The organism is Flagellimonas sp. CMM7, assembly GCF_021390195.1.
In the GTDB taxonomy this organism is placed as follows: Bacteria; Bacteroidota; Bacteroidia; order Flavobacteriales; family Flavobacteriaceae; genus Flagellimonas.
In genome coordinates, this window is sequence record NZ_CP090003.1 from 655,378 (window position 1) to 678,202 (window position 22,825).

General features: G+C 37.5%; 19 protein-coding genes and 5 tRNA genes. 1 reads left to right on the forward strand and 23 read right to left on the reverse strand.

Annotation, left to right across the window (positions count from 1 at the left end; genetic code table 11):
- Positions 1 to 43: 43 nt before the first annotated feature.
- From rpoC to LV704_RS03130, 23 genes are all read right to left on the reverse strand, one after another.
- Positions 44 to 4,342: a DNA-directed RNA polymerase subunit beta' gene (gene rpoC / locus LV704_RS03020; RefSeq protein ID WP_163421802.1), complete on the reverse strand. Its 4,299-nt coding sequence runs from the start codon at positions 4,340 to 4,342 to the stop codon at positions 44 to 46.
- Positions 4,343 to 4,387: 45 nt separating this feature from the next.
- Entirely contained in the window at positions 4,388 to 8,197 is a 3,810-nt protein-coding gene (rpoB, locus tag LV704_RS03025; protein ID WP_163421801.1) for a DNA-directed RNA polymerase subunit beta, read from the reverse strand.
- Between the two features lie 129 nt (positions 8,198 to 8,326).
- Positions 8,327 to 8,707, reverse strand: coding sequence for a 50S ribosomal protein L7/L12 (gene rplL / locus LV704_RS03030; RefSeq protein ID WP_163421800.1), 381 nt, complete (start codon positions 8,705 to 8,707; stop codon positions 8,327 to 8,329).
- A 54-nt stretch (positions 8,708 to 8,761) separates the two neighbouring features.
- Positions 8,762 to 9,277 (reverse strand): 50S ribosomal protein L10, encoded by a 516-nt coding sequence (rplJ, locus tag LV704_RS03035; protein ID WP_163421799.1) that lies wholly within the window; start codon positions 9,275 to 9,277, stop codon positions 8,762 to 8,764.
- A 22-nt stretch (positions 9,278 to 9,299) separates the two neighbouring features.
- On the reverse strand, positions 9,300 to 9,992 hold the full coding sequence (rplA, locus tag LV704_RS03040; protein WP_163421798.1) for a 50S ribosomal protein L1: 693 nt from the start codon (positions 9,990 to 9,992) through the stop codon (positions 9,300 to 9,302).
- 19 nt (positions 9,993 to 10,011) lie between these two features.
- The gene (rplK, locus tag LV704_RS03045; protein WP_163421797.1) at positions 10,012 to 10,449 is read right to left on the reverse strand and encodes a 50S ribosomal protein L11; all 438 of its coding nucleotides are present in this window, start codon (positions 10,447 to 10,449) and stop codon (positions 10,012 to 10,014) included.
- A gap of 64 nt (positions 10,450 to 10,513) precedes the next feature.
- Positions 10,514 to 11,065: a transcription termination/antitermination protein NusG gene (nusG, locus tag LV704_RS03050; protein WP_163421796.1), complete on the reverse strand. Its 552-nt coding sequence runs from the start codon at positions 11,063 to 11,065 to the stop codon at positions 10,514 to 10,516.
- Positions 11,066 to 11,071: 6 nt separating this feature from the next.
- Positions 11,072 to 11,260, reverse strand: coding sequence for a preprotein translocase subunit SecE (gene secE, locus LV704_RS03055; RefSeq protein ID WP_109665083.1), 189 nt, complete (start codon positions 11,258 to 11,260; stop codon positions 11,072 to 11,074).
- Positions 11,261 to 11,281: 21 nt separating this feature from the next.
- Positions 11,282 to 11,354, reverse strand: a tRNA-Trp gene (locus LV704_RS03060).
- A gap of 119 nt (positions 11,355 to 11,473) precedes the next feature.
- Complete coding sequence (tuf, locus tag LV704_RS03065) at positions 11,474 to 12,661, reverse strand: elongation factor Tu (RefSeq protein WP_163421795.1); 1,188 nt, start codon at positions 12,659 to 12,661, stop codon at positions 11,474 to 11,476.
- Positions 12,662 to 12,708: 47 nt separating this feature from the next.
- Positions 12,709 to 12,780: transfer RNA gene (locus LV704_RS03070), tRNA-Thr, on the reverse strand.
- An 80-nt stretch (positions 12,781 to 12,860) separates the two neighbouring features.
- Positions 12,861 to 12,933: transfer RNA gene (locus LV704_RS03075), tRNA-Gly, on the reverse strand.
- 79 nt (positions 12,934 to 13,012) lie between these two features.
- A tRNA-Tyr gene (locus LV704_RS03080) sits at positions 13,013 to 13,094 on the reverse strand.
- A 24-nt stretch (positions 13,095 to 13,118) separates the two neighbouring features.
- Positions 13,119 to 13,192, reverse strand: a tRNA-Thr gene (locus LV704_RS03085).
- Between the two features lie 101 nt (positions 13,193 to 13,293).
- Positions 13,294 to 13,596: a ribosome hibernation-promoting factor, HPF/YfiA family gene (hpf, locus tag LV704_RS03090; RefSeq protein WP_163421794.1), complete on the reverse strand. Its 303-nt coding sequence runs from the start codon at positions 13,594 to 13,596 to the stop codon at positions 13,294 to 13,296.
- A 58-nt stretch (positions 13,597 to 13,654) separates the two neighbouring features.
- Positions 13,655 to 14,545: a tyrosine-type recombinase/integrase gene (locus tag LV704_RS03095; RefSeq protein ID WP_163421793.1), complete on the reverse strand. Its 891-nt coding sequence runs from the start codon at positions 14,543 to 14,545 to the stop codon at positions 13,655 to 13,657.
- Positions 14,546 to 14,642: 97 nt separating this feature from the next.
- Positions 14,643 to 14,837 (reverse strand): 30S ribosomal protein S21, encoded by a 195-nt coding sequence (gene rpsU, locus LV704_RS03100; protein WP_055393644.1) that lies wholly within the window; start codon positions 14,835 to 14,837, stop codon positions 14,643 to 14,645.
- A gap of 116 nt (positions 14,838 to 14,953) precedes the next feature.
- Positions 14,954 to 16,123, reverse strand: a complete 1,170-nt coding sequence (locus LV704_RS03105) for an acyl-CoA dehydrogenase family protein (protein WP_163421792.1) — start codon at positions 16,121 to 16,123, stop codon at positions 14,954 to 14,956.
- A gap of 10 nt (positions 16,124 to 16,133) precedes the next feature.
- A complete protein-coding gene (locus LV704_RS03110) occupies positions 16,134 to 17,000 on the reverse strand; it encodes a helix-hairpin-helix domain-containing protein (protein WP_163421791.1) in 867 nt (288 codons plus the stop codon).
- Between the two features lie 18 nt (positions 17,001 to 17,018).
- A complete protein-coding gene (locus tag LV704_RS03115) occupies positions 17,019 to 18,626 on the reverse strand; it encodes a sodium:alanine symporter family protein (RefSeq protein ID WP_163421790.1) in 1,608 nt (535 codons plus the stop codon).
- An 86-nt stretch (positions 18,627 to 18,712) separates the two neighbouring features.
- Positions 18,713 to 19,720: a TrkA family potassium uptake protein gene (locus tag LV704_RS03120; RefSeq protein WP_163421789.1), complete on the reverse strand. Its 1,008-nt coding sequence runs from the start codon at positions 19,718 to 19,720 to the stop codon at positions 18,713 to 18,715.
- A gap of 2 nt (positions 19,721 to 19,722) precedes the next feature.
- The gene (locus LV704_RS03125; RefSeq protein ID WP_163421788.1) at positions 19,723 to 19,950 is read right to left on the reverse strand and encodes a PspC domain-containing protein; all 228 of its coding nucleotides are present in this window, start codon (positions 19,948 to 19,950) and stop codon (positions 19,723 to 19,725) included.
- Positions 19,951 to 19,958: 8 nt separating this feature from the next.
- On the reverse strand, positions 19,959 to 21,239 hold the full coding sequence (locus tag LV704_RS03130) for a DUF2851 family protein (protein WP_163421787.1): 1,281 nt from the start codon (positions 21,237 to 21,239) through the stop codon (positions 19,959 to 19,961).
- Positions 21,240 to 21,699: 460 nt separating this feature from the next.
- On the opposite strand from LV704_RS03130, the gene LV704_RS03135 reads away from it, so the two are divergent.
- The gene (locus LV704_RS03135) at positions 21,700 to 22,803 is read left to right on the forward strand and encodes a M14 family metallopeptidase (RefSeq protein WP_233782131.1); all 1,104 of its coding nucleotides are present in this window, start codon (positions 21,700 to 21,702) and stop codon (positions 22,801 to 22,803) included.
- Positions 22,804 to 22,825 lie beyond the last annotated feature (22 nt).

The window sequence follows — 22,825 nt, forward strand, 5'->3', positions numbered from 1 at the left end:
TATTAAAAAAGAAAACCCTGACGATATCGTCAGGGTTTGTTTATTAGAATTTGAATTCCTCTTTTCGAGCCATGATTTCATCATATTCCTCTTTTGAGCCTACAATGATACTATCATAATCCCTCATACCTGTACCGGCAGGAATTTTATGTCCTACAATAACATTTTCCTTCAAGCCTTCCAAGGTATCAACTTTACCACTTACAGCGGCCTCATTCAATACTTTAGTAGTCTCTTGGAACGATGCCGCAGAGATAAATGATTTTGTCTGCAACGACGCACGTGTTATACCCTGTAAGATTGGAGTTGCCGTAGCAGCTACTGCATCTCTTGCACTGACAAGGGCCTTATCTGCTCTTCGCAATACTGAATTTTCATCTCTTAAGGCACGGGCAGATATAATCTGTCCTGCTTTAAGGCTTTCAGAATCTCCAGGTTCTTCAACAACCTTCATCCCGAAAATATCATCATTTTCACGGATAAAGTCGTCTTTGTGTACCAATTGATTCTCCAAGAATGTTGTATCCCCAGAATCTTCAATACGTACTTTACGCATCATCTGTCTAACAACAACCTCAAAATGCTTGTCATTAATTTTAACACCCTGTAAACGGTAAACTTCTTGTACTTCGTTTACCAAATACTGTTGTACTGCTGATGGCCCTTTGATTGCCAAAATATCTTCTGGGGTAATAGATCCATCAGATAGTGGCATACCAGCACGAACGTAATCGTTCTCCTGTACCAAAATCTGGTTTGAAAGTTTCACCAAGTATTTCTTGATTTCACCCAATTTAGACTCGATAATTATTTCACGGTTACCACGCTTGATTTTACCAAATGAAACAACACCATCAATCTCAGAAACAACCGCTGGGTTAGATGGGTTACGTGCTTCGAAAAGCTCTGTAACTCTTGGAAGACCACCCGTAATATCACCTGCTTTGGCAGATTTACGTGGAATCTTAACCAAGATCTTACCTTCTTTGATTTTATCGCCATCATCCACCATTATGTGAGAACCAACTGGTAAGTTGTATGAACGTAAAGTCTCTCCCTTACCATCCTTAATCAATAAGGTTGGGATAAGTTTCTTGTTCCTTGATTCAGAAATAACTTTCTCTTGGAAACCAGTCTGCTCATCAATCTCAACTTGGTATGTAATTCCTTGCTCAATATTTTCATAAGCAATCTGACCAGGAAATTCCGAAACAATTACACCGTTGTATGGATCCCACTGGCAAATTACAGTTCCCTTCTTGATTTTATCTCCATTCTTCACGAATAGTTGAGAACCGTAAGGAATATTATTTGTACTTAAGGTGATTCCGGTTGTAGCGTCAACAACTTTGATTTCAGAAGTTCTTGAAATAACAATGTTGGCTTTTTCGCCTTCACTGTTTTCTCCAACAACAGTTCTTAAATCTTCAATTTCAGCAACACCATCAAACTTCACTTCTAACTTGTTATCCTCAGAAATGTTACCGGCAATACCACCTACGTGGAACGTACGCAAGGTTAACTGTGTACCTGGTTCACCAATAGACTGTGCTGCAACAACACCAACTGCTTCACCTCGTTGCACCATTTTATTGGTTGCCAAGTTTCTACCGTAGCATTTACCGCAAATTCCTTTTGGAGCTTCACAAGTTAAGGCGGAACGTACTTCAATACTTTCAATCGGAGCCACTTCAACTCTTTTGACATCTGCTTCAGTAATTACCTCACCAGCGGTCAATAGTAATTCCTCATTCAATGGATTGTAAACATCATGAAGTGAAACTCTTCCTAGAATTCTTTCACCTAGAGTTTCTACTACTTCTTCGTTCTTCTTTAAGGCTTTGACTTCAATTCCTCTTAGTGTACCACAATCTTCAATATTGATGATTACATCTTGAGAAACATCTACCAAACGTCTTGTCAAGTATCCTGCATCCGCAGTTTTTAAAGCAGTATCCGCAAGACCTTTACGTGCACCGTGAGTTGAGATAAAGTATTCCAAAATGGACAACCCTTCCTTAAAGTTAGAAAGAATTGGGTTTTCAATAATCTCTCCTCCACCTGCAGTGGACTTTTTAGGCTTGGCCATCAAACCACGCATACCGGTCAATTGACGAATTTGCTCTTTAGAACCCCTTGCACCGGAATCCAACATCATATATACAGAGTTGAATCCTTGCTGATCTTCCCGAATTCGCTTCATGGCCAATTCTGTCAACATAGCATTTGTAGAAGTCCAAACATCAATAACTTGGTTATATCTTTCATTATTAGTGATAAGACCCATGTTATAGTTAGCCATAATTCCATCAACTTGCCCATTGGCTTCGTTGATCATTTCATGCTTCTCTGGTGGAATGATAATATCACCTAAACTGAAGGATAGACCCCCCTTAAAGGCAAAATCATACCCCATTGATTTTATCTTATCCAAAAATGCCGCAGTAGCAGGTACATCTGTAACCCCAAGAATATCACCAATGATATTTCTAAGAGATTTTTTGTTCAATACCTCATTGATATAGCCCGCTTCTTCTGGAACAACTGTGTTGAACAACACTCTACCAACCGTAGTTGCTATGATTTGATTTACAAGTTCTCCTTCTTCATTGAAATCTTTTGCTCTAACCTTGATTCCAGCATTCAAATCAACCATTCCTTCATTAAAGGCAATTTCTACTTCCTCAGCAGAATAGAACGTTAATCCTTCACCTTTGATAGGAACTTCTTTGGTTGACTTTCTTTCTTTGGTCATATAATAAAGACCCAATACCATATCCTGTGAAGGAACTGTAATTGGAGAACCATTAGCAGGATTCAAGATATTTTGAGATGCCAACATCAATAGTTGAGCTTCCAAAATAGCCTCTGGACCCAATGGCAAGTGTACTGCCATCTGGTCACCATCAAAATCCGCATTAAATGCTGTACATGCCAATGGGTGTAAACGAATAGCCTTACCTTCTATAAGTTTTGGCTGGAACGCTTGTATACCCAATCTGTGCAATGTAGGGGCACGGTTCAATAATACTGGATGTCCTTTAAGGACATTCTCAAGGATATCCCAAACTACAGGCTCCTTCTTATCTATAATTTTCTTCGCAGATTTTACGGTCTTTACAATTCCCCTTTCTATCAGTTTTCTAATTACAAAAGGTTTGTAAAGTTCCGCAGCCATATCTTTTGGAAGACCGCATTCGTAAAGGTTCATTTCTGGACCAACAACGATTACGGAACGAGCAGAATAATCCACACGTTTACCCAAAAGGTTCTGACGGAAACGACCTTGCTTACCTTTCAATGAATCTGAAAGTGATTTTAAAGGTCTGTTTGATTCTGTTTTTACCGCTGAAGCTTTTCTTGTATTATCAAAAAGAGAATCTACCGCTTCTTGAAGCATACGTTTCTCATTTCTCAAGATTACCTCGGGAGCTTTAATTTCCATCAATCGTTTTAAACGATTGTTACGGATAATTACCCTACGGTAGAGGTCATTTAAATCTGAAGTAGCAAAACGACCACCATCCAATGGAACCAATGGACGTAATTCTGGTGGAATAACCGGAACTACTTTCATGATCATCCACTCTGGTCTGTTTTCTCTATTATCTTGAGATTCACGCAAGGCCTCAACAACCTGAAGTCTTTTTAAAGCTTCTGTTTTACGTTGTTTTGAAGTCTCTGTATTTGCTTTATGCCTTAGACTATATGAAAGTTCTTCCAAGTCAATTCTGGACAATAAATCAATTAGACACTCCGCACCCATTTTGGCTACAAACTTATTAGGGTCTGTATCTTCCAAGTACTGGTTTTCAGCCGGAATGGATTCCAAAATATTAAGGTACTCCTCTTCAGTCAAGAAATCCATTTTATTGATTTCCTCACCTTCAGGTCCTTTGGCAATTCCAGGCTGGATTACAACATATCTTTCGTAATAGATAATCATATCCAACTTCTTGGAAGGTAACCCCAACAAGTATCCTATTTTATTTGGAAGGGAACGGAAATACCAGATATGCGCTACAGGAACCACAAGATTAATGTGCCCAACACGATCTCTACGTACTTTTTTCTCTGTTACTTCAACACCACAACGGTCACAAACAATACCACGGTAACGGATACGCTTATATTTACCACAAGCACATTCGTAATCCTTTACAGGACCAAAAATACGCTCACAGAACAACCCATCACGTTCAGGTTTGTGCGTTCTATAGTTAATAGTTTCAGGTTTTAAAACCTCTCCACGGGACTCGGCCAAGATTGACTCTGGAGAAGCCAGTCCTATGGAAATTTTATCAAACCTTTTTGGTGCGTTATTATCTTTTATTCTAGCCATAACAATATGGAGATGATATAATTAAAAATGCTTTTCTATAGTATTCTACTCTTCCAGTCTGATATCCAAACCTAATCCCTTAAGTTCGTGCATCAATACGTTGAAAGATTCTGGCAACCCAGGTTCTGGCATGGTTTCACCCTTAACGATGGATTCATACGTTTTTGCTCTTCCGATAACATCATCCGATTTAACGGTCAATATTTCTCGCAGTGTAGCTGAAGCTCCATACGCTTCAAGTGCCCAAACCTCCATCTCACCAAAACGCTGACCACCAAACTGGGCCTTACCACCCAATGGTTGTTGTGTTATCAACGAATATGGTCCAATAGATCTGGCGTGCATCTTGTCATCTACCATATGTCCTAATTTCAACATGTAGATAACACCTACTGTAGCTGCTTGATCAAAACGTTTTCCTGTTCCACCATCATAAAGGTATGTATGTCCAAATCTTGGTACACCAGCTTCATCAGTAAGTGCATTGATTTGATCTAAGGTGGCTCCATCAAAAATTGGGGTTCCGTACTTTCTTCCCAATTTAAGACCAGCCCATCCTAATACCGTCTCATAAATCTGACCAATGTTCATCCTAGAAGGTACTCCAAGTGGATTCAATACAATATCCACAGGTGTTCCATCTTCCAAGAAAGGCATATCCTCTTGACGAACAATACGTGCAACAATACCTTTGTTACCGTGACGTCCTGCCATTTTATCACCAACTTTTAGTTTACGTTTTTTAGCAATGTAAACTTTGGCCAACTTCATAATACCTGCAGGTAGTTCATCACCTACTGAAATAGTAAACTTGTCCCTTCTAAGGTTTCCTTGAATGTCATTCAATTTAATCTTATAGTTGTGCAACAAATCTGCTACTTGCTCATTGGTCTTATTGTCCGTTGTCCAGCTTCCACCCACTAAGTGAGCAAAATCATCAACAGCGTTCAACATTTTAATGGTGTATTTCTTTCCTTTTGGAAGTACTTCTTCACCAAGATCGTTCATTACACCTTGTGAAGTTTTTCCATTGATCAACCCAAACAGTTTTTCAATAAGAACATCTTTCAATTGTTCAAACTTCACTTCGTAATCCATCTCCAATCTAGAGATTGCTTCCTTATCTTCTGAACGTTTTCTCTTATCCTTAATAGAACGTGAGAATAATTTCTTATCGATAACAACACCTCTTAAAGATGGTGATGCTTTTAATGAAGCATCTTTTACGTCTCCTGCTTTATCACCAAAAATAGCACGCAACAGTTTTTCTTCTGGAGTTGGGTCAGATTCACCTTTTGGTGTAATCTTACCGATCAAAATATCACCAGGCTTAACTTCTGCACCAATTCTTATCATCCCGTGCTCATCCAAATCCTTAGTGGCTTCTTCAGAAACGTTGGGAATATCATTGGTGAGTTCTTCAGCACCTAATTTGGTATCTCTCACTTCCAATGCATACTCATCTATATGAATAGAAGTAAAGATATCTTCGCGCACTACTTTTTCCGAGATTACGATGGCATCCTCAAAGTTGTATCCTTTCCAAGGCATAAATGCCACTTTAAGGTTTCTACCAAGTGCCAACTCACCTTTTTCAGTTGCGTAACCTTCACATAGCACTTCTCCTTTTTTAACCTTATCTCCTTTTTTAACAATTGGTTTTAGGTTAATACTTGTTCCTTGGTTCGTTTTTCTAAACTTAACCAAGTTGTACGTTTTTGAGTCTTCTTCAAAGCTTACTAATCGCTCATCTTCAGACCTGATATATTTAATGGTTACTTTCTGAGCATCTACATATTCAATAACCCCATCTCCTTCTGCATTAATCAATACTCTAGAATCAGTAGCCACTTGTCTTTCTAAACCTGTACCTACAATTGGAGATTGTGGTTTTAACAATGGGACTGCCTGACGCATCATGTTTGACCCCATCAAAGCCCTGTTTGCATCATCATGTTCCAAGAACGGAATCAATGAGGCTGAAATGGAAGCAATCTGATTTGGAGCAACATCCGTATAGTTTACTTCTGACGGATCCACTACTGGGAAATCACCTTCTTCACGAGCAATTACTTTGTCATCTTGAATTTTCCCTTTCTCATCCATTGGGATGTTGGCTTGGGAAATCTTCATTCCTTCCTCCTCCTCAGCACTTAAGTACCTGAAATCCTTAGTATCAACAACACCATTCTCTACCTTACGGTATGGTGTTTCCAAGAAGCCCATTGGGTTTACTTTTGCAAATACAGAAAGTGAAGAAATCAAACCAATGTTTGGTCCTTCAGGTGTTTCAATCGGACATAATCTTCCGTAGTGCGTATAGTGAACATCACGTACCTCAAATCCTGCTCTTTCTCTTGAAAGTCCACCAGGTCCAAGTGCTGATAATCTTCTTTTATGTGTAATCTCTGCCAATGGATTTGTTTGATCCATGAACTGAGACAACTGGTTTGTTCCGAAGAATGAGTTAATAACGGAAGACAGTGTCTTTGCGTTAATCAAATCTATAGGAGTAAACACTTCGTTATCACGAACGTTCATACGCTCACGAATAGTACGTGCCATACGAGCCAAACCAACACCAAACTGAGATGACAGCTGCTCACCTACCGTTCTTACACGACGGTTGGACAAGTGATCAATATCATCAATCTCTGCTTTTGAGTTGATTAACTCAATCAAATACTTGATGATAGTAATGATATCTTCCTTGGTCAAGACCTGCTTGTCCATTCCAATATCCAACTGTAATTTTTTGTTCATTCTATAACGACCAACTTCACCTAAGTTATATCGTTGGTCAGAGAAGAACAATTTGTCTATAATACCTCGAGCTGTTTCCTCATCTGGCGGCTCAGCGTTACGCAATTGTCTGTAGATATGCTCCACCGCTTCTTTTTCAGAATTGGTAGGATCTTTCTGCAATGTATTATGAATAATTGCATAATCTGACTGCGCATTATTCTCTTTGTGAAGCAAGATGGTTTTTACATCAGCCTCTATAATTTCATTTATATGATCTTTTTCAAGAATGGTATCACGATCTAGGATAATTTCATTTCTCTCAATAGAAACTACTTCACCTGTATCTTCATCAACAAAATCCTCATGCCAAGTGTTCAGAACTCTTGCAGCCAATTTGCGTCCCAATACTTTTTTAAGACCTGCATTAGAAACTTTAACCTCCTCAGAAAGATCAAAGATTTCCAAAATATCCTTATCTCTTTCAAAACCGATTGCACGGAAAAGTGTAGTAACCGGTAATTTTTTCTTTCTATCAATATAAGCGTACATAACGCCATTGATATCTGTAGCAAATTCAATCCAAGAACCTTTGAAAGGAATTACTCTTGCAGAATATAGCTTTGTTCCATTTGCGTGAAAAGATTGTCCAAAGAAAACCCCTGGAGATCTATGCAGCTGTGAAACCACAACGCGCTCAGCGCCATTGATAACAAAGGTTCCACTGGGAGTCATGTATGGAATTGTACCCAAATACACATCTTGAACTATCGTTTCAAAATCTTCGTGTTCTGGATCGGTACAATATAATTTTAGACGCGCCTTTAAGGGAACGCTATAGGTAAGTCCACGTTCTATGCATTCTTGTATGGAATATCTTGGTGGATCTATAAAATAATCAAGAAACTCAAGTACAAACTGGTTTCTAGTGTCTGTAATTGGAAAATTTTCCATGAAGGTATTGTAGAGCCCTTCATTTCCTCTTTCATCAGATTTTGTTTCAAGTTGAAAAAAGTCTTGAAAAGATTTAATCTGAATGTCCAAGAAATCCGGATATTCCGGTATGTTCTTAGCGGATGCAAAATTTACTCTTTCAGTATTGTTTGTGAACATCTATGGACAAATTTTGATAGTGAATTCTCTAAAGGGTAACGTGCATCATCACACGCTGCTATTAAAACAGGCTAAGGTCTAACCATTATTATGGAAAGACCTTAACCAATATTTGTATGGTAAAAGCTACTATTTAAGCTCAACTTCCGCTCCTGCTTCTTCCAATGATTTTTTGATACCTTCTGCCTCATCTTTGGCAACACCTTCTTTAACAGCTTTTGGTGCGCTGTCAACAATGTCTTTAGCATCTTTCAATCCAAGACCAGTTAATTCTTTAACTAGTTTTACAACTGCCAATTTAGAACCACCAGCAGCTGTAAGGATTACATCAAATTCTGATTTTTCCTCAGCAGCTTCAGCGTCACCACCGCCAGCAGCACCGCCAGCAACAGCTACTGCAGCAGCAGCAGGCTCAATACCATATTCTTCTTTTAAAATGTCGGCTAACTCATTTACCTCTTTTACTGTAAGGTTTACCAACTGTTCTGCAAAATCTTTTAAATCTGCCATTTTTCTATCGTTTAATCAAATTTTTAAAAATATACTTAGTTTATTGTGCGCGAATTATTTTTCAGATAATGTTTTAAGGATACCGGCCAATTTACCGCCACCAGATTTAAGACCAGAAATAACGTTCTTGGCTGGTGATTGTAACAATCCGATAATCTCCCCAATAACCTCTTCTTTAGACTTGATATCTACAAGTGAGTCAAGGTTTTCATCACCTAAATAGATAGCCTCTGCTATAAATGCTCCTTTAAGTAATGGTTTATCTGATTTTTTTCTGAAATTTTTGATAAGTTTCGCAGGAGCGTTCCCTGTTTCGGATAACATCAAAGATGTATTTCCTTTTAAAACATCAGGAAGTTCTCCAAACTCCTTATCAGAAGCTTCCATTGCTTTTGCAAGCAAGGTGTTTTTAACAACTGCAAGTTTAATATTAGCCTTAAAACATGCCCTTCTTAAATTTGAAGTGGCAACGGCATCCAACCCTGAAATATCCGCCAAATAAATATTAGCGCTATCAGCCAACTGTGCAGTCAAATCTTCTATTACGATTGCTTTTTCTTCTCTTGTCATAGTTAAAATATTGAACTACCAGTTACGAAACTGCTTTTGGATCTAATTGAACACTAGGACTCATTGTACTGGACAAATAGATGCTCTTCATATAAACACCTTTTGCAGCAGCTGGTCTCATTTTTACCAAAGTATCTAACAATTCTTTGGCATTACCAGCAATCTTATCTGCAGAGAAAGATGTTTTCCCAATTGCAGCGTGTACTATTCCAGTCTTGTCCACTTTAAAATCAATCTTACCGGCCTTAACCTCAGATACCGCTTTTGCAACATCCATAGTTACTGTACCAGTTTTTGGATTGGGCATTAAACCTCTAGGTCCTAAAACTCTACCTAATGGTCCTAATTTCCCCATAACACTTGGCATAGTGATGATAACATCAACATCTGTCCAACCGCCTTTTATTTTATCCAAATATTCATCTAACCCTACAAAATCAGCACCGGCTGCTGTAGCCTCCGCCTCTTTATCTGGGGTCACCAATGCTAAAACTTTTACATCTTTACCTGTACCATGAGGTAAGGTAACAACACCACGCACCATTTGATTTGCTTTTCTTGGATCTACACCCAAACGAATCGCAAGGTCAATGGAAGCGTCAAATTTTACATTGGTTATTTCTTTTACTAAAGCAGATGCCTCATCCAAAGAATATAATTTATTCTTATCTATTTTGGAATGGGCCTCCTTTTGCTTTTTTGTCAATCTTGCCATTATAAATTGCTTTAAGATTTTAAAAAGGTCTTTTGCCTGCTACTTTTAAACCCATGGATCTAGCAGTACCCGCAACCATACTCATTGCAGATTCTACTGTGAACGCATTCAAATCGACCATTTTGTCTTCAGCGATTTGCTTTACTTGATCCCAGGATACAGAACCACTTCTAACTCTGTTAGGTTCGCCAGATCCTTTTTTAATCTTAGCTGCTTCCATCAATTGAACTGCCGCTGGTGGTGTCTTTACAACAAACTCGAAAGATTTGTCTTTGTAAACGGTGATCACAACAGGCAATACTTTACCCGGTTTGTCCTGTGTACGAGCATTAAACTGCTTACAGAACTCCATGATGTTAACACCTGCAGCACCTAAGGCGGGTCCAACCGGTGGCGACGGATTCGCAGCACCTCCCCTAACTTGTAATTTAACTACCTTATCTACTTCTTTTGCCATTGTTTTTAATTAAATTGAAAGTGTGTCAATTGGAAGCAACACAACTTTATATGTAACAGCTCTATTATACTTTTTCTACTTGCATATAGCTCAATTCAAGTGGTGTTTTTCTTCCGAAAATTTTCACCATGACTTCGAGCTTACGCTTTTCTTCATTGATTTTCTCAACAGTTCCATTGAAACCATTGAAAGGGCCATCAATAACCTTAATTGTTTCACCCAACACAAAAGGAATGGCAACGTTATCTGTATTAACAGCCAACTCATCCACTTTCCCTAACATTCGGTTGACCTCAGATTTCCTTAAAGGAACCGGGTCACCACCTTTTGTTTCACCCAAGAAACCAATTACGTTTGTTATAGAGCGAATGATGTGTATCATTTCTCCTCCCAAATTGGCTTTTATCATTATATATCCTGGAAAGTAAACTTTTTCTTTATTGATTTTCTTTCCGTTACGGATTTGCACTACTTTTTCAGTTGGAACAAGAACATCTTCTAGGTAATCAGCGAAACCATTACGCTCCACTTCACTTTCAATATAGCCTTTGATCTTATTCTCTTGGCCACTCACCGCTCTCACTACATACCATTTTTTCTCCAGAACCTCAGACATACTCAACTATCCTATTACGTTATCAAAATACAATCTAATCAACTTACTGAACAAGGAATCTACTCCCCATGTGGCCAATGCAAACAAAATTGAAAAAACAGCAACTACAACCATCAAATTAGAGGCCTTCTCCCTATCCAACCAAGTAACGTTACTTTTTAACTCCTCGAATGATTCCTTAATGTAAGTGAACATATTCTAATTGTATTTTTCTAGCACGGGCGGAGAGGCTCGAACTCCCGACACCTGGTTTTGGAGACCAGTGCTCTACCAACTGAGCTACGCCCGTAATTATAGCGTCTACTATCTCAAATCTCAGAGACGAACTACACCCGCTTCTATTTACATCGAAAGGTATCCGTCAAATGACGGACACCCTTTAACGTAAACTATGATTATATAATAATTTTAATCTAAAATCTTAGTGACCTGACCAGCACCTACTGTTCTACCACCTTCACGGATAGCGAAACGTAGACCTACACTTAGTGCAATTGGCTGAATCAACTCAACAGTAATTGTTAAGTTATCTCCAGGCATAACCATTTCAACTCCACTTGGAAGAGCAATGTTACCTGTTACATCCGTTGTTCTAACATAGAACTGAGGACGGTAGTTGTTATGGAAAGGAGTGTGACGACCACCTTCTTCTTTCTTAAGGATATAAACCTCAGCTTCAAATTTAGCATGTGGCTTAACGGAACCTGGCTTACAGATTACCATTCCCCTACTGATATCAGATTTTTCAATACCTCTTAATAAGATACCAACGTTATCTCCAGCTTCACCTCTATCCAATATTTTACGGAACATCTCTACACCTGTAATAGTAGAAGCCAATTTCTCAGCACCCATACCAATAATATCAACAGCATCACCTGTGTTGGCAATACCTGTTTCAATACGACCTGTAGCAACAGTACCACGACCTGTAATTGTGAATACATCTTCAACTGGCATCAAGAAATCTTTTTCAACATCTCTTTTTGGCAACTCGATCCAATCATCAACAGCCTGCATCAATTCCATTACAGTGTCAACCCATTTTTGCTCACCATTGAGTGCGCCCAAAGCAGATCCTGCGATTACCGGTCCGTTATCTCCATCATATTCGTAGAAAGAAAGTAATTCTCTCACTTCCATTTCAACTAATTCAATAAGCTCATCATCATCAACCATATCCACTTTGTTCATGAATACAACAATTCTTGGAATACCAACTTGACGACCTAAAAGGATGTGCTCACGAGTTTGTGGCATAGGACCATCTGTAGCAGCAACCACCAATATAGCACCATCCATTTGAGCAGCACCAGTAACCATGTTCTTCACGTAATCCGCGTGACCTGGACAGTCAACATGGGCATAGTGACGATTTGCAGTTGAATATTCAACATGCGATGTGTTTATGGTAATACCTCTTTCTTTTTCTTCAGGAGCGTTATCGATAGAATCGAAACTTCTCAATTCAGAAAGACCTGCATTAGCCAATACCGTAGTAATAGCTGCAGTTAATGTTGTTTTACCGTGATCTACATGTCCAATAGTGCCAATATTTAAGTGCGGTTTGGAACGATCAAAAGTTTCCTTTGCCATTTTAAATAATTTTAATCTTAGTTTATATTAGTGTACAAATCGTTTTGAGCCAATGACGGGAATTGAACCCGTGACCTCTTCCTTACCAAGGAAACGCTCTACCCCTGAGCTACACCGGCGTAAAGTGTTGAAACAACTACTTTAAAATAGTCCTCCCATTAATTGGAAGAGATTCTTGTCTTCACAAGAATGACTTTAGAGCGGGAGACCGGGTTCGAACCGGCGACATTCAGCTTGGAAGGCTGACGCTCTACCAACTGAGCTACTCCCGCATTTTTTTTGGTTTTACCCAAAAGTTTTCAATATTTCAAAAAAACTACCCAATACCTGTTGTTCCGCTAACAACTTTTGTGGGGAGAGCAGGATTCGAACCTGCGAAGACGTAGTCAGCAGATTTACAGTCTGCCCTCGTTGGCCGCTTGAGTATCTCCCCTTCCTTTATTTTCAATAACTTACGAGCCGATGGAGGGACTCGAACCCACGACCTGCTGATTACAAATCAGCTGCTCTAGCCAGCTGAGCTACATCGGCTTTTTATAGCCTTTTTTCCATAAAAAAAGCCCGCTATTTCTAACGGACTGCAAATGTATATATTTATTTATTTAATCAAAATAAAATCGCAAAAATTTTACTCAAGCTTTTGCTCTTAATTTTTCTTTCTTTTTTACCAATTTCCTTTCCAAAGAATTACAAGCTGAATCTACAGCCTCCTCAAACGATTTACATTGTTTTTTTACGATAAGCTTATCTCTGGGCACTAATAACTTAATTTCTACTATCTTATTCTCTTTTGCACTTGTATTTTCAACTTTTAAATAAACGTCAGAACCGATGACTTTATCATAAAAAACTTCTAGCTTATCCATTCTTTTCTGAATGAAATCCATAAGCTTGGCATCCGCAATAAAATTTACCGATTGTGCATTTACTTTCATAAGATGTAGTTTTTAGGGCTACCATAATGGTAGCTAGGTTAAACGATACCGGAATATACTATTCCTTGTTTCTGGGATGGGCCTTTAGGTGAACCTTTTTTAATTCAGCTATACTGTTATGCGTGTATACTTGCGTAGACGCTAAACTTGAATGACCCAATAATTCTTTAACAGAATTTAAATCTGCTCCCCTATTAAGTAAGTGTGTTGCAAAAGTATGCCTTAAAATATGTGGACTCTTTTTTACCTTTGGGGACACCAAACTAAAATACTTATTTATAGTTCGATAAACAAGTGTTTCATAAATTTTAAGACCACCTTTTGTTAAAAATAAATAAGAGCTGCTTTCTGTTTTTTCCAGTTTAGAGCGTAGCAATACATAATTCTGCAACATAGAAATCGTGGATGGCAAGAGGGGAAGAATGCGTTCTTTGTTTCTTTTTCCCAATACTTTAATAGTATTGTTTGCGTAATTAATGTCTTTTAATTGGAGTCCCACTAATTCTGCCCTACGAATACCGGTCGCATATAACAACTCTATAATGAGCTTATCCCGCACCCCTTCAAAATCATTGTCAAATGGTATTTCTGATAGTATTTCTTCCATTTCTTTTTCGGAAAATGGAACTTCTAGTTTTTTACTGGTCTTAAGTGCTTTATGTTTAACTAATGGTGAAACACTTATTTGATTGATTTTTTGCAAGAACCTATAGTAGGCCCGCAACGAGGATATTTTCCTGTTTATGGTCCTATTGGCAATCTCTTTATTGGACATAAAAACAATCCAACTTCTAATGATTGTGTAGTTCACTTCAGCAATATCTGTTATATCATATTCAATAGAGCAGAAATCAGAAAATTCGGTTACATCTTTTTCATAAGCTTTTATGGTATGCAGAGAATAGTTTTTCTCTAACTGCAAATACGATATAAATGATTCTACAGGCATTATCCAAAGTTACCCAAATCTATAATAAGTGATTGCAAACAGAAAATCCCGTTCCAATGTATTGGAACGGGATTTATAAATATCTTGGTAAAGGACTTTAAATTTCTTCTTGGTCTCTTAGTCCTTGTATATATTCAGCTTTTTGTATTTCGGCTCTTCGCTTTACTGAAGGCTTAGTAAACTGTTGCCTTTTTCTCAACTGACGCATAGTGCCGGTCTTATCAAACTTACGCTTGAAACGCTTTAAAGCTCTATCGATGTTTTCTCCTTCTTTTACTGGTATAATTAACATTGGCTACAACCTCCTCTCTTTAAAATGATATCCCATTGTCTATGGGGCTGCAAATATACAAATGTATTCTTTGCCTAAAAGATTTATTTAAAATATTTTTTGAAATAATTAAATCCCTAGTTACTTGGTGGACGGTAGTCTTTTTTATCAATTATTATTTTAGCAATTATCTCTCTTAGGATTTCAGAGGTTCCTCCACCTATAGGGCCTAACCTACTATCTCTTAACATACGAGCCATAGGATAGTCCTCTATGTAACCATAACCGCCTAAAAACTGAAGACAGTTGTAAATTACCTCATCCGCCATCTTAGTTGACTTGAGTTTTGATATGGTAGCTTCACGAACCACATATTCCCCCTTCTCCATTTTAGATACAACCATATAATTGTAGTGTTTGCACAAATCCATATCTGCATGTAAATCCACAAGACGATGGCGCAAGGCTTGGTACTGATCTATAGGCTTACCGAACGTTTGTCTTTCCGACATATATTGAATGGCATAGTCCAAGGCCCATTCAGCCCTCGCATGGGCATTAATTGCCATAACCAATCGCTCTAATGCAAACGCCTCCATAATAAAGGTGAATCCTTTTCCTTCCTCACCCATTAAGTTTGCAGCTGGAACCTCAACATTATCAAATGCCAACTCTGCCGTGTCAGACGCTCTCCAACCCAGCTTATTCAACTTACTTGAAGAAACACCGGGGCTTTCTAAATCTACTATAAATATACTGATGCCTTTATTTCCTGCTGTTGGGTCAGTTTTAGCAGCTAAAATGATATAATCCCCATAAACACCATTTGTGATAAAGGTCTTTGACCCATTTATTACATATGAATCCCCTTTGCGCGTAGCGGTAGTTCTCATACCAGCAACATCACTTCCACCAAAAGGTTCTGTAACCCCCAAACAACCTACTTTATCACCAAGTACACTTGGAATCAAATATTTCTTCTTTTGTGCTTCGTTCCCATTTTTGTTTAAATGGGTCATTGCCAAATACACATGTGCCCAAATAGCTGCGGCAAAACCTCCAGAATTTATCTTTTGTAATTCTTCAAGTAAGATTACGGTATAGAAAAGGTCAAGACCCAGCCCTTCTTCGGTTTCTGGTGTTGCCAGGCCAAAGTAGCCCATGTCCCCAAATTTTTTCCAAATAAAGCGGTCTATTGTACCGGTTTCTTCCCATTTTTCTATATGTGGGACTACATCTTTTTGTAGAAAATCTTTTAGACTTTCTCTAAAAAGTTGATGTTCTTCAGTGAAGTACATACTGTTCATGGCTATTTTTTTAAAGTGACAAATATAGCGTTATTCTATCTAGTTTTTCCGATGGAAAACCTTCAATGGTTGTCAATTCGTCAAAGGAATTAATTCTTCCGTTAACCTCCCTATACGCTACAATTTTATCCGCGACAACATAGGATATGTATACTAGTTGAGAGATTTGGGAAGCACTTGAAACATTAATATTGATTTTTTCTACTTTGGGTGATTGTATCACAACAAACTTATCAAGTACTTCTTTCGCAACATCAGGTTCCAACCCGTAAACATCATTCAATTGCTCGTTGATTACAAATCCGCCCAATCGATCTCTAAATTTCACTATACGCGCTGATAACTTATCCCCTATTCCTCTAATCGTTTTCAAATCGGTTGCTGTAGCCAAATTTATATCGCTGACTTTGTCAACTTTCTTTTCTTTGGATATGCCATTAGATTTACCTTTAACAAATCTTGGTTTATTTTTTTGAGTCCATTCGGGAAATTTAAAATACGGTGACATCGTCTTTAAAAGTGAATCAGATACTTTTGTCACCATCTGAAAATCATCAACAGAATTGATGAATTTTCTCTGTTTTCTATAGGCAAACAATCTATCTAACTCCTCTAGGGACATCCCCAAGGCATAGCCTTTGTAATCTGTAATATAATTTGGGTTGAAAGGAAAGATCTTTACTGAATCTTTTTTTAATGCTAACAATCTTAAGCTATCCAATTTGGATTCCGCCATCATATTTATGCTAATCTTGGATGGCTTGCTGGAAGGATTCGTCTTTACATAAAAATAGATTCCTTGTAAGATGATTACAATAAGGAGTAAAAAGAAAATCCCACTTCGTTCTTGTTTGTTGACCTTAAAGTGGGATTTCATATACTTAAACGTGCTAACTTATTTTGATGCTTTTATTGCATCCATATAACGAGCAAGTTGTTTCTTCACAACTGGAAACAAGAAGTATAATCCAACCATATTTGGGAATACCATGGCAAATATCATAGCATCTGAAAAAGCCCAGATAGAATCCATACTAGCCGCTGCACCTATTATAACGAAAATGCAAAAAAGGAACTTATAGACTAAATCCATTTTTTTGCCTCTTCCAAAAAGGAATTTCCAAGATTGAAGACCATAGTAAGACCATGAAATCATAGTTGATACCGCAAATAGAACTACGGCAACAGTCAAGAATACATTGGAGTAAGGAATATATTCTGCAAACGCTTTAGAAGTGATACCTGCACCCTCATAAGGCATGCCATCAATCATTACAACACCAGACCCATCTCCTCCATAGTCAAAAACACCTCCAAAGTTGAAAATTATTATTACCAAAGCTGTCATTGTACAAATTACAACGGTATCAATAAAAGGTTCCAACAAAGCAACCAAACCTTCAGATGCCGAATATTTGGTCTTTACCGCAGAGTGAGCAATGGAAGCAGAACCTGCACCGGCTTCGTTTGAAAAAGCAGCACGTCTAAAGCCAACTAACAAGACTCCTATTATACCACCAACTCCTATGGCGGTAGGGTTGAACGCTTCACTAATTATTAATGAAATAGCATCATCAATCAAACTAAAGTTTCCGAAAATAATATACAAACAGGCAAGTATATAAAGTAGTGCCATAAACGGAACAACTTTTTCCGTTACGGACGCTATCCTTTTAATTCCGCCAATAATAATCACACCAACAACGATTGCCAAAATCAAACCTATTATAGCTCCAGCGCTTGTACTCTCCAATCCCATCAACTCTTTTACAACAATAGTAGCTTGATTTGACTGTGCGGCGTTTCCACCACCAAAAGAACCCCCAATACAAAATATGGCAAACAAAGCTGCGGCAACTTTACCAAGGGTTTTAAAGCCACGTTCTTTAAGTCCTTTACTTATATAATACATGGGACCACCATAAACCGTCCCGTTTTCATCAACATCTCTATATTGAACTCCCAAAGTACATTCCACGAACTTGGTAGACATTCCCAACAAACCACAGATAATCATCCAAAAAGTAGCTCCAGGCCCTCCCAAGGCAATAGCTAAGGCAACACCTGCAATATTACCATTACCAACTGTACCGGAAACAGCAGTGGCCAATGCTTGAAAATGACTTACTTCACCTTCATGACTCTCATCTCTAATTGTATCTGGCAAATCCCCATCTACTATATTGACTTCAGCCTTTTCAACCCCATGACCTTCTTCTCCTTCCAATTCATCATATTTACCTCTAACAACATTTATGGCTGTCCAAAAGTGTCTAATATTTGGAAATCCGAAATAAAGCGTAAAAAACAGGGCACTACCTACTAATAGAATCAGTACAAAAGGCGTCCCCATAATTTCAAAGAAAATCACAGTATTAAAGAAGTCAGAAACGGGAGCAAATGCTTGGTCTATTTTTTTATCCAAGCCAATCTCTGCTGTTTCTTGTGCAAAGGAAAATACTGGAATCAACATTGAGATAATCGCAAGAAGTCTATACTTCATAATATGTTATTTGGTTATGTTATTTTGATGTATAGGGGGCAATATCATAAAAAAATTCAACGGAATCAAATTTAAAGGTTGTTAAACTATCCAATCTGAAACATTTCATTAAGCTTTCTAATTTGCTCTGGTCTCCCTAAAACTATGACTTTACCTTTGGGTTGTAGCACTAAATCCGCCTCTGGGTTAATAATATAATTTCCATCTGGTTCAATATAGCCTATTATCGTGCATCCTGTTTTTCTTCTTAAATCCAAATCGCGTAGCGAATTACAGTCTATTTGATCGGTAAAATCTTCGATTTCAACTTCCTCCAAGTTTGTGGTATGTTCACCTTCCATGGAGAGTTTGTCCATAAAGGTTATCAAATCTGGCATTACCACAAGTGATGCCATATGATCTCCTCCTATTTTATCTGGCATAATCACTTTATTGGCACCTGCCAATCGTAATTTTGCTTGTGAGGTAATTTGTGATGCCCTACTGATAATAAAAAGATTCTTGTTCAGTTGACGGGCGGAAAGAACGATGAACAAATTTGCAGCATCATCTGGTAAAGCAGTAATTAGGTATTGTGCCCGTTCAATTCCAGCAGCATAAAGAATCTCGTCTTCATTGGCGTCTCCTTCTATAAAAAGGGCATCATCTTCGTGGTGTTCTACCACCTCTTTGTCTCTTTCAATTACAACAAAAGGTCTTTTGTACTCTTTTAATCTTTCCGCAGCTTGCATTCCATTTCTTCCATATCCGCAAACAACTACATGATTGGATAAACTATCTATTCTTTTTTTCACTTTTTTCTTTTTTAATATCTGAAGCGAATTTCTTCCTAACAAGTATTCCGTAATTACGGATAAGGCAAAACCAAAGATAAAAACACTGGTAACGATTAAAAATACAGTAAAAACTTTTGCATTGGCATCCAGGGGCCTCACTTCAGAAAAGCCCACCGTGGTAACTGTAATAATGGTCATGTAAATTGCCTCAACCCATGAAAACCCAGATATAGTTTTATATCCAATTACACCAAACAACAATACCAGCAGCATTAAAGAAAATGCCCATACTATTTTAGAACGCAATAATTTTATCATAATTAGAGGTCAAATACTGAAGTTCTTTTGGTGTACACAAGATCTTTGATTCGCAGCCAAAACGCCATAAAAAGATAAAGGGCAAAACCAAAGCCCAAAGTGGCAAACGTTAAATATATGAAGGTAGTCCTAACCACTCTAGCTCTAATACCCAAACGCTCAGCGATACGTCTGCAGACTTCAAAGCCCCTTTTTTGGAAGTAATAGAGTGTATTGTAAAACAAACTCATGTTTAAAATTATGTATTTCTATTCAATAAATGCGCTCCTAAATTACACTGTAAGCATTTATTTTTTGAACAATAGTTATTGTACAATTGAATTTTGGCTTGACTTTGCAAAGCATTTTTAGTTTTAACACCAAGATTTTCGAAACCAGCAACTATTGAGTTTTCTTCTTTACTTATTTGCGAAATGAACGAAATTAAATTTTCATTCCAATCCTTTCCCAAGTGTTTGGCGTAGCAAAATTTAACAGGAACAATAGTGTTGATCACGAGCAAATCTACAAAACGTTTTGAAAGCTTCTTTTTACTTTTCTTGGAAACTTTACCAAAAGTAAAATGATCGTTCCAATATGAACTTGCAGATGTTTCAAAAACGGTATACATCTCTTCCAGCTTGTCTATTTCCATTAGTTTTGAAAACAAGTTTTGGTGCTTTCCATATAAATTGGCCAATTGCGACAAGCGAACAGTAGGAAAGTTTGATGGTCGCAAACCAAAAAATTCAGGTTTTTCAGAAGTAATGGATAACTCAAATTTTTTAAAAAGAAACTCATGTTCCTTTTTTAATTGCAGAAAGTACGTGTCTTTACAATCCTTTTTTTCTAATAATCCAAAATAACCGAACAGCAGACTTTCTATCTGATCTATACTGCTTCTCGTTTTGCGAATAATGGAAAAATCAAGATTTTTGGCTTTTTCCAAAAAGAACTCCCCATTTACTTTAGAACCAAAATTCTTCATTAACAGTATAAAAAGAACATTCTCCCAATCATTCTTTGACTTTTTGAGAAGCTCAAAGATTAAACTGGATTTCTGTTCTAAACGTTCAATGTAAAGTCTATCCAGCCAATTCTGAAGTAAAAAATCATCAATCGTGTTAAGGTCTTTTTCACAATTAATAAAGGATGATTTTGAATGCTTAAAAAGATCTTGGTGCCTTTCCAAAAGTTTGGAAGGGATATAATCTTTTAATACCAAGGTAGGAATGGTAGTGCCGTCTTTTCTAAAAACATGCATGTCATCCTCCCAAACCACATGCAATATTACATTATTGTAGTTGTCATCTTTTTCGTGATGATGGGCATACCAATCAGATGATTTAAGATGTATCTCTATGTTGCCAGCCCATGTTTGTCCATCAATCTCAATTACTGCATTGAAAAAATCGGGACCTGAAAACTGGTTCAAGGTTCCGGTATTCTTGATTTTTACTGATTCGTTGGTGGAGGTAACAAGTTGTTTTCTTTGGAACTTATGATGCTTCCAAATAAAATGAAGTAGGTCTTCTCGCATGATTTGGGGAAAGTTTATGACCCCAAATTATAACATTGTAAGAGTGGGGTATTCTTCAACAAATCAATTCAAAGTCATCATTCACAATTTGAAAAGTAGCCGTTGTGAATGAGATTTCCAAGAGAAACATTTTTTTTTGTAGTTTGGCAGCTCCTCATATTAACATTGTTGCATTTCTCAATTAGAACCTCTTTTCCAGTGAGATGCGATTAATGTTCAGCTTTAAAAAGTATGCTATTTAGTGGCATATTATTTCAACCCGCAATGAAATAGTAATTAAAGCGAAACAATGAATTTTCCAATTATTCATTACATTAAAAAAATATTTTTTTTACTCTTCTTATATTTTCTAGTCTCTTGTAGCCCTTCAGAGGTAGTTGCTCAACCAGTATTAAAGGAAGTGTATTTTCCGAAAGGTGTAAACACGACCTCAAGAACTATCTCCTTTCAAAACAAACAGATGTTCAAGCTAAGTGATATTGGTGTATATGCCAGTAACGAGTTTAATGGTGCACGTCTGAATGCTTTTGAAAAACTAAATGACAGCACAGTTGTCATATCAATCACTCCAGAAAATGAACCCATTAACAACAGTGCGTATTATTCTTTTTTGATATGGTCAAAGGACAAAAAAGAGATTTACCTCAAGTTTGAGTATCCTTCCCAATACAAACATAGGTACGCTCCAAAGATAAAAAGGGTAGGCAACGGTTGGGAGCAATTAAAAGATGAAGATATCATAAAAGAGGGTAATGGTGCAATAGTAAGACTTGATATTGACAAAACACCGATTTTGGTATCTGCCCAAGAATTATCAACATCAACAGATACAGAAAAATGGGTTAACTCACTTATAACAGGAAAAGAAGAATATGTAAGACTATTATCTGCAGGAAAATCTAAATTTCTTAGAGACATCCCGGTCTTGGACATCTACAAGGGCACAAAGCATAAAAAGCCAATTGTAGTTTTAATGACACGCCAGCATCCTCCAGAAGTAACAGGTTTCTTTGCATACCAGTTTTTTTTGGAGACGATATTGAACAGATCAGAACTATCAAACATTTTTTTGGAGAACTACAGAGTTTTGGCATTCCCCATAGTGAATCCTGATGGGGTCGATTTGGGTAACTGGAGACATAATGGTGGGGGCATTGACCTCAACAGAGACTGGTCTACATATAATCAACCAGAAATCAGAAATGTCGCAACCTTTATAACAAATACCCAAAACGGAAGTGATGGTAGAATTATGCTGGGATTGGATTTTCACTCCACCTATAAAGATGTGTTTTATACAAACAAAACGAGAACAAAAACGACAATGCCAAATTTTATCCCTGATTGGTTCAATGCTTTGGAGAATAACATACCGGGTTACATTGTTAACGAGAAAAGCAGTGATAGCAGGACACCAAACTCCAAAGGTTGGTTCCTTTACGGCCATAATGCCGTAGGTATTACTTATGAAATTGGGGACGCTACACCAAGAAAGCAAATAGAACTCGTAGGAAAAGTTTCTGCAAAAGAAATGATGCGGATTTTAATGGAACAAATAGAATAAACAATCTGTATTAACCTAATAA